This is a genomic window from Xanthomonas sp. LMC-A-07, assembly GCF_030208825.1.
Lineage (GTDB): Bacteria > Pseudomonadota > Gammaproteobacteria > Xanthomonadales > Xanthomonadaceae > Xanthomonas > Xanthomonas campestris.
Map to the genome: position 1 here is coordinate 41,801 of NZ_JARVTF010000021.1, position 13,112 is coordinate 54,912.

5 protein-coding genes are annotated in these 13,112 nt (G+C 63.7%); 4 read left to right on the plus strand and 1 reads right to left on the minus strand.

The genetic code is table 11. The features are described from left to right. Positions 1-2 precede the first annotated feature (2 nt). Positions 3-1,511, plus strand: a complete 1,509-nt coding sequence (locus QRM89_RS20350) for a carboxylesterase family protein (protein ID WP_285448883.1) — start codon at positions 3-5, stop codon at positions 1,509-1,511. 414 nt (positions 1,512-1,925) lie between these two features. Here the strand turns inward: QRM89_RS20350 and QRM89_RS20355 are convergent, their stop codons facing one another. Then, positions 1,926-3,890, minus strand: coding sequence for a glycoside hydrolase family 97 protein (locus QRM89_RS20355; RefSeq protein ID WP_285448884.1), 1,965 nt, complete (start codon positions 3,888-3,890; stop codon positions 1,926-1,928). Between the two features lie 172 nt (positions 3,891-4,062). Between QRM89_RS20355 and QRM89_RS20360 the strand changes: the two genes are divergently transcribed. The 3 genes from QRM89_RS20360 (at position 4,063) to QRM89_RS20370 (ending at position 12,980) form a co-directional block, all read left to right on the plus strand. Next, positions 4,063-7,527, plus strand: coding sequence for a sugar-binding domain-containing protein (locus QRM89_RS20360; protein WP_285448885.1), 3,465 nt, complete (start codon positions 4,063-4,065; stop codon positions 7,525-7,527). Between the two features lie 138 nt (positions 7,528-7,665). Beyond that, positions 7,666-10,602, plus strand: a complete 2,937-nt coding sequence (locus tag QRM89_RS20365; RefSeq protein WP_285448886.1) for a TonB-dependent receptor — start codon at positions 7,666-7,668, stop codon at positions 10,600-10,602. A gap of 692 nt (positions 10,603-11,294) precedes the next feature. Then, positions 11,295-12,980, plus strand: a complete 1,686-nt coding sequence (locus QRM89_RS20370; protein ID WP_285448943.1) for a glycoside hydrolase family 6 protein — start codon at positions 11,295-11,297, stop codon at positions 12,978-12,980. Positions 12,981-13,112: the final 132 nt, after the last annotated feature.

Genomic DNA, 13,112 nt, shown 5'->3' on the forward strand with positions numbered 1-13,112 from the left:
GCATGCGCTCGCGTGTCTGGATGTTTGCCGCAAGTTGCGCGTTGGCCGTTGCCGGCAACGCTGCTGCCCTCTCGCCGGTTGCGCCGCCGCAGGTGCAGACCGACCACGGCCCGGTGCGCGGCCAATGGCAGGACGATGGCAGCGCGGTGTTCCGCGCGATTCCGTTTGCCGCCCCGCCGTTGGGTGCGCTGCGCTGGCGGCCGCCGCAACCGGCACCGGCCTGGGCAGACGTGCGCGATGCCACGGTGGCCGCCACCCCGTGCGTGCAGCCTGCGTTGGGCTGGAACAACGCCATGGCCAAGCGCGGCACCGAAGACTGCCTGTATGTAGAGGTGCAGACGCCCGCGTTGCAGCCAGCCAAGCCGCTGCCGGTGTTCGTGTGGATCCATGGCGGCGCCAATGTGGCCGGTGGCGCCGATGGGCATCTGCCGACCAACCTGGTGGCGCAGGACATGCTGGTGGTGACGCTGCAATATCGCCTGGGTGCGTTCGGCTTTCTGTCGCTGCCGGAACTGCGCGATGGCGACAATGCCGCCGCCGGCAATTACGCCTTGCTCGACCAGATCGCCGCGTTGCAGTGGGTGCACGACAACATCGCCCAGTTCGGTGGCGACCCGGGGCGTGTGACCATCGCCGGGCAATCGGCCGGTGGCCAGGACGTGGGCCTGCTGATGCTCAGCCCGTTGGCGCGTGGCCTGTTTTCCGCGGCGATCGAACAGAGCGGCACCGCCGGCTTCGGCTTGCCGGCGCGGTCGCTGCAAGACAACCGCGCACTGGGTGTCAGCATCGCCGCACGTGCCGGCATCGACGATGCAGCGACGCGGCTGGCACAGCTGCGCGCGCTGCCGGCCGAGCGTGTGATCCAGGCCGCGCAAGGTGTGGACGTGCCCGCGCTGGATGACGATGGCTATCTCTGGTTGCAGGCGGTAGTGGACGGGCGCGTGTTGCCGCGTGCGCCAGCGGCGCTGCTGGCCGAGGGCAAACAGGCCAAGGTGCCGCTGTTGATCGGGTATGTGGTGCAGGAGCTCACCTATGGCGGCGAGCAGGGCGCGCAGGCACGTGTGCGCCGCGACTACCCGGCGCAGGCCGACGCCGTGCTGCAACGGCAGCAACGTGCGCAGGCAAAGCGCACCGCGCGCGAAGGCAGCCCCGCCGTCCAGCTGTCTACCGATCTCACCTTCCGCTGCCCTGCGGTCACGGTCGCGCAGCGGCAGGCAGCACTCGGCGCGCCCGTGTGGCAATACGTGTTCGATACCGCCGCGCCCGGTGGGCAGGTGACCCATAGTGCTGAGTTGCCCTTCCTGTTCAAGGGCCTGCCGATCGGTACGCCGCCGGTGAACCTGCAGCGTTATTGGGCAGCGTTCGTGCAAAGTGGCAACCCCAACGCGACCGGCTTGCCGGCCTGGCCGGCGTTCGCGCCGACACATGCGGCGCTGCGCTTCGATGCCAGCGGCGTGCAGCCCATCAAGGACGCGCGCCCGGCAGCGTGCGCCGGGATCGATCTGCCGTAATCGGTCGCATCACCGCCTGCGCTGCGGGCGGTGATGTGCGGTTGTTGCGGGTGAGGCTGTAGCCAGCCATGACGGCAAGCTGCATGTGGAACAAGACGAGCCATCGTGTTCTGCAACGTGCGGAAGCAACGACGCCACCGCGTTTTCGCATGGTCGTAAACAGCGATCAGTGCCGGCGCTGCCCGATGCGGTGTTCGCAAGCCTGCATCGGCGCCGAGGCCAATACACCGATACAACGCTTATTCAGCGTTCGTTGCATTGAGAAAAATTTCGCGCATAGCTGATGTGGCCGCGTCGCAATCCCTCGCGGCCGAAATCAGCGCGACAGCAACGCGGCTGCGATGCCGGCGCGCGCCAGCGTGCACGTGGCGAAGCGCACACACGTGCCTGGTTTACGATAGTGCCGCGGCACGCCTACTTCTTGTGCAGCCGGATCGCCGCGCCACCGCTTGCCGCCAGCTGTAGCTGCAATGTGTCATCGCGGGTCAGCTTGCGTGTTTCGATGTTCACCTCGGTGGGCGCTGCGCCATCGGCATAGATCGTCGCTGTCCAGGTGCCCTTGTCCAGAAACGTCAACGGGACCTGCAGCGTGCGTGCCTGTTCGTTGGTCATCGCACCCACATACCAGTCCTTGCCGCTGCGGCGCGCCAGCACGATGTGCTCGCCAATCGCGCCTTCGATCGCGCGGGTTTCGTCCCAGCTGGCAGGCACATCGCGCAGAAATTGCGCTGCGGGTACGTTTTCGTATTGCTCGGGGCTGTCGGACACCACCGCAAACGGACTCTCGTACACCACATACATCGCCAGCTGCTGCGCGCGCGTGGTCATCACCTGTGGCGCGATGTGCTGCGGCTTGAACGCGGCCGGGCGCACGTTGCGGAAGCCGCCAGGGGTGTAGTCCATCGGCCCGAGCAGCATGCGGGTGAAGGGCAGGGTGAGGTTGTGGGTGGCGGTGATGCGCGTGGTCCACTTGTTGTACTCGGCGCCGAGCACGCCTTCCTGCGTGAGGTAGTTGGGATAGGTGCGGGTGAGGCCGGTGGGGTGGTAGGCGCCGTGCAGATCCACTAGCAGTTTGTGTTCGGCGGCCTTGGCGAGCAGGCGGTGGTAGAAGTCCACCATCTGCTGGTCGTCGCGGTCCATGAAGTCGACCTTGATGCCCTTGATGCCGAGTTGCTGATACCACGCAAGCGCCTCGTCCATGTGCGCATCCAGTGCACGCCAATGCGCCCATAGCCACAGGCCGACACCCCGTTGCCGCCCGTATGTCACCAGGCCGGGCAGGTCGAGTTGTTCCACCGGGCGGCGAATGTCCGCATCGCTGTTGTATTGCCCATCGCCGGTACTGCCGTGATACCAGCCGTCATCGATCAGCATGTATTCCAGCTTCAACTGGTGCGCGTGGTCGATATACCGCTGGATGGTGGCGGTATTCATGCCAGGCTGTGCAACGCCACCGGCCAGGCTGCCCGACCACCAATCCCACGCCGATTTACCGGGGCGCACCCAACTGGCATCGAAGGCCGGCGGCGGATTCAACAGCGTGACCAGATTGGAGTCGATCAGCGATGCCGGCGTGTCGCCGAGCATGATCACGCGCCACGGTGTGGCGAAGTCGCGGCCCTGCGCATCGATGCTCACCGCCAGCGCGGGTTGATCCAGCCGTGGCGACAGCTTTGCCGACACGCCCAGCCCGCCATCGGCCCGGCCGGTAAGATACAAGCCGGCGTAATCGCGCAGGTTGGCCTCGCCAATCGCCAGTGTCGTGCCTTGTGCATCGGTCTGGCACACCAGTGGCAGTTCGAGCAGGTTGTGCGGGCGCAGTTTCGATGCGGCGATGGCGTCGTATTCGCCCTCGTGGCTGGTGCCGAAGCGGCCCAGGTTCAAGGTCCAGCACGGGTAATCACGTGGAAACGCGAAGCTGGTGAGTTCGTTGCGGATCTCGAGCTTGCCCGCCTTGGGCAGCACATAACGCAGTGCGACACCGTCATCGTAGGCACGCAGTTCGATCTCAAGCCGGTGTTGTGCGGCATCGACCAGCTGCACACGCAGCTGCCGATAGTGGTCGCGTGCCTGGCGGGTTTTTCCCACCGTCAGCGTCACGCGGCTGTCTTGATCTTCGCTGCTGCTGCCCTGCACGGTCATGCCGTGGCCGAGCTTGTTGTTGCGGCCGAGATCCAGTCCAAGCGGTGCATCGTCGAGCACTACTTTGTTGCGGTACAGCACGCGATAGGTGGGAGTGCCGCCCTCGCTCAGCGTGAACTCCACTTGCGTGCGTGCAGTGGGTGATTGCACGCGCAATGGCTGCGCAACAGCAGGAATAACGCTCAAAGACAGCAGCAGCGCCGCTGCCGGTAATGCGGACTGGATCAGGTTTCGCATGATTCCCTCCTCCTGGGTGCGCCAACCCTAACGCAGAACGGTTGTCGTCGATATCCTCCTGGGGTAACGTTACCTCGCACCGTGGCAACCGAAACAGGGGCGGCAGTTACGGGCAACATCGCGTCAGCGATGTTTACCGTTGCTTGGCAGTAGAGCTTGGGAGAGGCCTCTAATGCTGATGGTTCGCAAGGCGTTCCGCCGTGGAGCGCTGTGGCTGTTGTGTGGTTGCGTGGGCTGGACTGCAGTGGAGGCTGCACCCGCCAAGGTCGATCCGCCCGGTCCTTATGACGTGCGCGTGCTCGCAGGCGGCGTTGGCTTGAGCAAGACGCTGGCCGCTGATGCACCGATGTTGGCGGCCGACGCAGACTGGAGTGTGTCCGGTTGGGTGCGTCCTGCCATGGACGTGTCCGGTACCGTGCGCATTGCAGGTCTAGGTGATGCGCACGGCGACGGGCGTTTCTTCGTGATCGACAACGGCCGTCTTGGTTTTGCCCAAGGCGATAGCATACTGCGCAGCAAACAGGCGTTGCCGTTAGGTGCGTGGACGCAAATTGCAGCGGTGGCGCAAGGTGCACGGCTGACGCTGTATGCCAATGGACGCCAGGTGGCCAGTGGCACACGCGTGTCACGTGCGGTGGCGCCGGCGCTGGTCTTTGGCCCACGCGTGCCGGCAGATGCCGCGTCACTGCACTTCGGTGGCGACATCGCCAATTTCACTGCGCGCGCCGGTGCGCTCGATGCAGCAGCTATTGCGCAGCAGGCACGGCACGCGCCGAATGAAATATTGCAGCGCTTCGAAGATGCGTCGCCAGGCTGGCGCGTGCAGACCAAACAGATGGCTGGGCAGCTCGAACCACAGCCGTCCGCCACGCTGCCACGCAGCGCCGTACCGTTCTCCGCACCGGTGGCCAAGCCCGTCACCGACGCTCCAGCATTGCAGCCGCTGGATGCGCTGTCATGGCGCGTGGGCAGCTGGCAGCTGGCCGCTGCGCCTGACCTCGGCACGCGTGGTGGTGCCGAGCTGTCGCGTGGCGCCGCGCCGTCTGGCACCGCATGGCATGTGGCCACCGTGCCGGGCACGGTGCTCACCACGCTGGTCGATCGCGGCGTGTATCCAGATCCGGATATCGGCCTCAACAACATGGCCATCCCCGAATCGCTGAGCCGCCAGGACTGGTGGTACCGCAGCACCTTCGAGCTGCCTGCCAGCACGCAGGGCAAGCGCCTGGAACTGGTGTTCAACGGCATCAACTATGCCGGCGAGATCTGGGTCAACGGCGTGCAGGTGGGGCATACGCGTGGCGCCTTCGCGCGTGGGCGGTTCGATGTCAGCAGCTACCTCACGACTGGCCGCAATGCGATTGCCGTGCGTGTCTCGCCGCCGCCGCATCCGGGCATTGCGCACGAGCAGTCGATGACCGCCGGCGTTGGCGAGAACGGTGGCATGCAGGCACTGGATGGGCCCACCTTCATTGCCAGCGAAGGCTGGGACTGGATCCCGGCCGTGCGCGACCGCAACGCCGGGCTCTGGCAGGACGTACAACTGCATGCCACCGGCCCGCTTGCGGTGGGCGACACGCACGTGGTCACCGCCAAACTGGCGCCCGACCATCGCCGCGCCGAGCTGGAAATTGCCGTGCCATTGCGCAACACCAGCAGCGCTGCGGTGCAGGGCACAGTGCAGCTTGCCTTCGGTGATGTGCGTATCCAGCGTGAGGTCAACGTGCCTGCGGGCGGCACCACGCTCACGCTCACTGCCGCCGACACGCCGGAGCTGGTGGTGACCAATCCACGCCTGTGGTGGCCCAACGGGTATGGCGAGCCCTCGCTGTATACCTTGCAGGTCGGTGTCGCGGCGGGCGGTGTGCAGTCGGATCTGCAGCAACTGCGGTTCGGTATTCGCGAGGTCACTTACGAGCTGTCGTTGTTCGACGAACGCGGCGCACTGCGTCGTGTGCTGGTGGATCTCAACCAGGCCCGGCAGCGTGGCGAGCGCATCGTCGATGTGCGACACGCCGCCATTCGCCCGGTGCCCGGTGGCAATGCGCAATCGCTGTATCCCGGCGCACTTGCGTCGCCAGCGGTGACGCAGCTGGATGACAGTACGTTGGCCCCGCATCTGGTGCTGCGCATCAACGGTGTGCGGATTGCGGTCAAGGGCGGTAATTGGGGCATGGACGATTGGCGCAAGCGCGTCTCACGCGAGCGCCTGGAGCCGTACTTCCGCCTGCAGCGCGATGCGCACTTCAACGTGGTGCGCAATTGGGTGGGGCAGAACACCGAAGCGAGCTTCTTCGACCTGGCCGACGAATACGGCATGTTGGTGTTGAACGACTTCTGGCAATCCACGCAGAACTACAACATGGAGCCGGCCGACGCGGCGCTGTTCCTGGCCAATGCCGCCGAGGTCATCACGCGCTTTCGCAACCATCCGTCGATTGTGCTGTGGTTCGGCCGCAACGAAGGCGTTCCCGCGCCGATCCTCAACGAGGGCCTGGACGCGCTGGTCGCCGCGCTCGATGGCACGCGCTGGTACACCGGTAGTTCCAACGAAGTGAATCTGCAAGGCAGCGGCCCGTACAACTACCGCGAGCCAGTGGCGTACTTCAACAAGCTGGCGCAGGGCTTTTCGGTGGAAGTGGGTACACCGTCGTTCTCCACCCTGGAGTCCTTCAAGGCGTCGGTGCCGGCCGTGCAAGATCAATGGCCGATCAGTGACAGCTGGGCGTATCACGACTGGCATCAGTCCGGCAATGGCGACACCGCCAGCTTCATGCGCTCACTCAGCGACAAGCTTGGCGCACCAACCAGTCTGGACGATTTCGAACGCAAGGCGCAGCTGCTCAATTACGAAACCCACCGCGCCATCTTCGAAGGGTTCAACGCGCAGTTGTGGACGAAGAACAGCGGCCGGCTGCTGTGGATGAGCCACCCGGCGTGGCCCAGCAACATGTGGCAGATCTACAGCCACGATTATGACACCCACGCCGCGTACTACGGCGTGCGCAATGCCGCCGAGCCACTGCATGTGCAGATGAATCTGCCCGGCCACGAAGTCGTGGTGGTCAACAACACGACCACAGCCGTGCGTGGCCTGCGTGTGCGGGCGGAGACCTATGCGGCCGACGGCAGCCTGCTGCAACAACGCGAGCAGGCGGTGGATGCAGCAGCGGTGGCGGTGTCTGCACCCGTGCTGCAGCTGGCGCCACTGCTGGCGAACGCGAAGGACCTGGGCTTTGTGCGGCTGCAGTTGCTGGAGCGCGACGGCACGGTGCGCTCGCGCAATTTCTACTGGGTGGCGCGCGACGCCGCTGCCATGCGTGGTCTGGATGCCTTGGCGCCGGTGCCACTGGAGCTCACCACGCAGCTGCAGGCAGGCGATGCGCCGGTGTTGAACGCCACTGTGCGCAATCCTTCGCAGCACGTGGCCCTGGGCGCCAAGCTCACCTTGGTGGATGTGCAAGGCCAGCGCATCTTGCCGGCCTACTACAGCGACAACTATCTCAATCTTGCGCCTGGCGAGAGCCGCACCGTGGAGATTCGCGGGCCGGCCGAGGCCAGCTTGCGCGCCGCGCGTGTGCAGTTGCGCGGGTGGAATCTTGCACCGTCTTCGGGCGCCGCCAGCAGCAGTCCCTAGCGGCGTCCTTGCAGTTGCTATGCCGTGCCCCCGCACGGAGCTCGCACTGGCGCGTTGCACGCGTCAGACACACCGTGCCGCCCCCCGGCGGCACCATTCGAAATGGTCGTGGAGTGTTGTCATCCCTGGGAGGGGACCATGAACAAGTTGCTGTCGAATACACGTCATACACCGTTGGCCGCCGCACTCGCGGCCGCACTGACCTTGCTGGCTGGTGGCGCGCAAGCGCAGGACACCAGTGCCGGCGCAGGTGTCACCGAGTTGGACAAGGTCATGGTCAAGGGTGTGCGTGGTGCGCAGGCCGAAGCCATCGAAAACAAGCGCACTGCCGCGCAAATCATCGATTCAATTTCGGCTGAAGACATCGGCAAGCTGCCCGACGTCACCATCACCGATTCGCTGCAGCGTGTACCCGGCGTACAGATCCGGCGCTCCGCCGGCGAGGGCTCGCAGCTCAACATCCGCGGCATGCCGCAGGTGCAGACCACCATGAATGGCGAGCTGTATCTGAGCGCAGGTGGTGGCGATCAATTCGGCCAACCGAACATCGGCCGCGCACAGCCGGATTTCGTCGACATCCCGCCGACGCTGTTCAGTGGCGTGGACGTGATCAAGTCGCCCACTGCCGCCGATCTGGATGGCGGCATCAGCGGCACGGTCTCGCTGAAGACGCGTCGCCCGTTCGATCTGCCCGAAGGCTGGACCTTCAGCGGTCAGGCCGAAGGTTCCTACGGCGACCGCGTGGAAGAACTCAACGAGTTGTACTCGGGCCTGGCCAGCTTCCGCACCGAACGTTGGGGCGCCCTGCTGGCGGTGTCGTATTCCGATGCCACCCTGGAAAACAAGCACCCCAGCGTGTATTCCAACGGCGCGCAAAAATCCACCGAGCAGAACGTGGGCTTCGACTTCAACGGCGATGGCCGCATCGGCAGCAATACCGATCCGTCCAATCTGCCGCGTGATTATTTCTATAACTGGGTCGCCACCGAACTGGATAACCGCAGCACCGACCGCCAGCGCACCGGCGTCAACGGCTCGTTCCAGTTCAACATCAACGACTCATGGACGGTGCTGGCCGACGCGGCCTATACCAAGCTCGAAGACCAGGACACCTCGGTGGCCGCGCAGCTGCATACCGGTTGGGCCACCAATCAGCTGCAGCCGGGATCGGTGGTCGATTCCAATGGCGTGCTCGAATACGGCCAGTTCCGCTACAACCGCTTCCAGGCGCATTCGATGGCCGGCGTGGCCGATTCGGATTCGCTCAACACCAACCTGGAGCTACGCTTCGATGACGGCGGCCCGTTCCGTGGGTCGTTCCGCTGGGTGCATGGCGATGCGCAGCGCACCTACGACGAAGCGCGTGCCGATGCAGTGGTGACACGCGGCGATCAGATCACCCGCGCCGGCGGCGTGACGCAATGGGCAAACGCCAATGGCTTGCCAACCGTGGATGCCTCGGTGGATTTCCGCGGCACCTATCCGGCGGTCAACCTCGGCACCGATGTGTCCAACCCGGACAACTGGCAGCTGATGTCCACCTGGGCGCAGGGCAACAAGATCGAAGCGACGATGGATGCATTCCGTGCCGATGGCACCTTCGAGTTCGACGAAGGTGTGGTGCGCGGCTTCCAGTTCGGCATCCGCTATGGCGAGCGCGAGGTCAAGCTGGACACCTATCGCTACCTGTCGCCGGTATCGACCACCTGCGCAGACCCCAACCGCTCGCTGTACTACTTCAAGGACCCGCTGATCTCCGATACCTGCAGCGGCGTGTCCGAAGCGCGCCTGCTGCCGTTCAATTCCATCCCCGGCTACTGGGCGTACTTCAACGACTTCGATCCGCTCAAGGTCACCGGCCTGGGGAGCCAGGGGTTGCCGGCGATCAATCCGCAGGTCATGAAGGACCCGGTGGGGTATCTCAACAGCCTGTATCCGGGCAACGTGGCCTACCAGCAGGCTGCCGATTCGTACAAGGTCACCGAAAAAAGCACGGCGGCGTATTTCCTGGCGAATCTGGAAGGCGGCACCGGCAGCGCGGTGCCGTGGACGGCCAATATCGGCGCACGCATCGTGCAGACCAAGCTGGCGATCGATCAGTATCTGAGCAGCGGCAACGTGTTTATCGGCAATGTCGAATGGAACGGCGTCAGCCCGGCGATCGGTACCAACCGTCTGAATCGCCAATACACCGACGTGCTGCCCACCGCCAACCTGTCGCTGGACATCACCGACGCGCAGAAACTGCGCTTTGCCTACAACAAGGCGGTGGCGCGCCAGGATCTACCCGATCTCGGCCGCGGTCTGGTGAGCTTCTATGCGGTCAATGGCACGCCACCGCGTAACCCCGCGCTGCCCTCCGATGCGGTGCTGTTTCTCAATGGCCGTTCCGGCAACCCGGACCTGGATCCGTACCGCGCCACCAACTACAACGCGTCGTGGGAATGGTATTTCTCCGATGCGTCGTTGGTCAGCGTAGGTGCGTTCCTGATCGACGTGAAGTCGTTCCCCACCACGGTGACCAACATCGAGCCGCAGCCCGATGCCGACGGTGTGGTGCGGCTTGGCGGCCCGGTGGAGCGCATCGTCAACGGCGGTGGCGGCAAGATCAAGGGCTTCGAAATCGGCTATCAACAGGCCTTCGATTTCCTGCCCGGTTGGCTGAGCGGTTTCGGCACCAACATCAACTACACCTTCTCCGATGCCGATACTGACAACACCGATATCGAAGGCAACACGCTGCCGATCGGCGACAACTCCAAGCACCAGGCCAATGCGGTGCTGTGGTATCAAAAGGACAAGTTGCAGGCGCGCGTGGCCTACAACTGGCGCAGCAAGCGTTTCAGCCAGGTCAATAGCGGTGCATGGGGCGATGAGTTGGCCATCTGGAACGACGACGTCGGTTATCTGGATGCCTCCTTCAGCTACGACGTCAACGACCACCTGACGCTGTACGCACAGGCCACCAACCTCACCGGTGAAAGCGAGCGGCGTTACGCACAGTGGACCAACCACTACTACGACCAGAACATCTTCGAGCGTCGTTATTACGCGGGCCTGCGTTTGCGTTTCTGATCCGGCTGCACCCATGCGGCATGGCGCGCATCCGCGTCGTGCCGCATGTTCTTCTAGCGAGACTCTCCACGCGATCCTTGCGCGTTCTTCCCGTCGCCGTTTTCATGCGGCGCTGCAGTACGCCTGACGGAAACGTCGGGCACCCTCCCATTCGGCCGCATCGTCGGGAAGCGATGTGGCCGTTTTTTGTGCGTGCTGGCACATCCATTTGTGTCGTAATGCCTGGACTGCGCCGATGGGTGTAGCGGGTGTTCTGATCTGTGTCCGAACGCAATCTTTGGCGATTGCGCCGCTCACAGCTGCGGCGTAGTTTGCGCATGGCGAGCTTGGTTACGCCGCTCGCAAGCACAGCAGTCAATGCTGCTCGCTCACTCGCTCCCTGGAGATCATCCACTCATCACGCAAGTGCCGGAACGCGCTTATCGGTCCGGTACTCTGCCCCTGATACACGCTGAGCGTTATGCGTTTTCGTCTGGATCAAGGCCATTTGGCCTGCCTCCTTGCGTGCGCGTTGCTGATGTCTTGCTCTCGTACGCCGTTACGGATGTGCGCTGGCGGAGCGTGCCCGATCGCCTTCCAAGGAGTCTTCGATGGGTGCCTTTACAGGAATGGGAGTAGGCCAATACCACCACGGTCGTGCTGAAAGAACATCCGCAATCCCTGAGAACCAACCACGGAAAAAGGTGAATACCATGCGTTCCAATCAAGGCATCCGTCGCAACATAAAGCGCACACTGGCGTTGTCATTGCTGGTTGCAAACCCTTTGCTGATCGCGGCGGTGTCCGCGCAATCGCATGTCGATAATCCCTTCGTAGGCGCAACCGGCTATGTGAATCCGGATTACGCAAAGAAGGTGGATGCATCGATTGCGAAAGTGAAAGGTGTGCCGCTCAAGGCGAAAATGGGCGTGGTCAAAAACACTCCCACGGCGGTCTGGCTCGATCGCATCGATGCAATTGCCGGCGGCTCAAAGAACGCCGGGCGCCTCGGTTTGCGCGCGCATCTGGACGCGGCGCTGGCGCAAAAGAAGGCCAACACACCCATCACCGCCAGCTTCGTCATTTACGATCTGCCCGGGCGCGACTGCCATGCATTGGCATCCAATGGCGAACTGCCGCTCACTCCTGCAGCGCTGGAGCGCTACAAGAAGGAATACATCGACGTGATTGCCGGCATCTTTGCCGACCCGAAGTACAAGGACATCCGCATCGTCAATGTCATCGAGCCCGATAGCCTGCCCAACCTTGTCACCAACTTGAACGACATGCGCTGCGCATTGGCCAATTCCACCGGCATTTACGAGGCCGGCATCAAGTACGCGATCGACAAGCTGCATGCAATTCCCAACACCTACAATTATCTGGATATCGGCCATTCCGGCTGGTTGGGCTGGGATAGCAATCGCGGCCCGACCATTGCGCTGTACACGCGCGTGGTGCAGGGCACCGCCGCGGGCCTGTCCAGCGTCGATGGCTTTGTGACCAACACGGCGAATACCACGCCGTTGAACGAGCCCAATTTGCCCAAACCCGACTTGAGCGTGAATGGCCAGCCGATCAAATCGGCCAAGTACTACGAATGGAATCCGTATTTTGACGAGACCGATTTCACCCAGGCGCTGTATAGCGGATTCGTCGGTGCGGGCTGGCCGGGCACGATCGGCTTCATCATCGATACCGGGCGTAATGGCTGGGGCGGGCCGAATCGCCCGACTGCGGCAGTCGGCAGCGACATCACGACCTATGTGAATACCGGGCGCATCGATCGCCGGCTCCATCGTGGCAATTGGTGCAATCAGAGCAACGCAGGGATCGGCATGCCGCCCGCTGCAGCGCCCGGTGCGCATCTGGATGCCTACGCATGGGTCAAGCCACCGGGTGAGTCGGATGGTTCCAGCACGCTGATTCCGAATAATGAAGGCAAGGGCTTCGACCGGATGTGCGACCCGACCTACACCACGGCCGACGGCGTGCTCAGTGGTGCGATGCCGGGCGCGCCGATTTCCGGCGCCTGGTTCCACAACCAGTTCGTTGCGCTGGTCAACAACGCCTATCCGGACATCGCGACCGCCAGCGCCGCATCTGTTGTACTGCCACGGCGCCAAGTACCGGCTGCAACCCGTGGGCTCACCGCTACGGTGGGAGACAGCAACGTCAAGCTGAGCTGGTCGGCCGTCAGCGGCGCAGCCAGCTACACCGTGCAGCGCCGCGCCGGCACCACGGGTGCATTGACGACGGTGAGCAGCAACGTCACCTCAACCACCTATCTAGACCGCGCGGTCGACAATGGTGCCGCGTACACGTACGTGGTGACGGCCAACAATGCGGCAGGTGCGAGTGCACCGTCGGCGATGGTGATCGCGCGGCCGAACAATTAGGCATCTTGCTCTTCTCAGTGCTGTGAGTTGATGGCAACGCAGTCTGCGGTGATGGCGGTCGTGACACGATGGCCGCCATCAGCGAGCCCCGCAGCCGTACACATTGTGTCATGCAGCTGTTTTCGCGCTTTG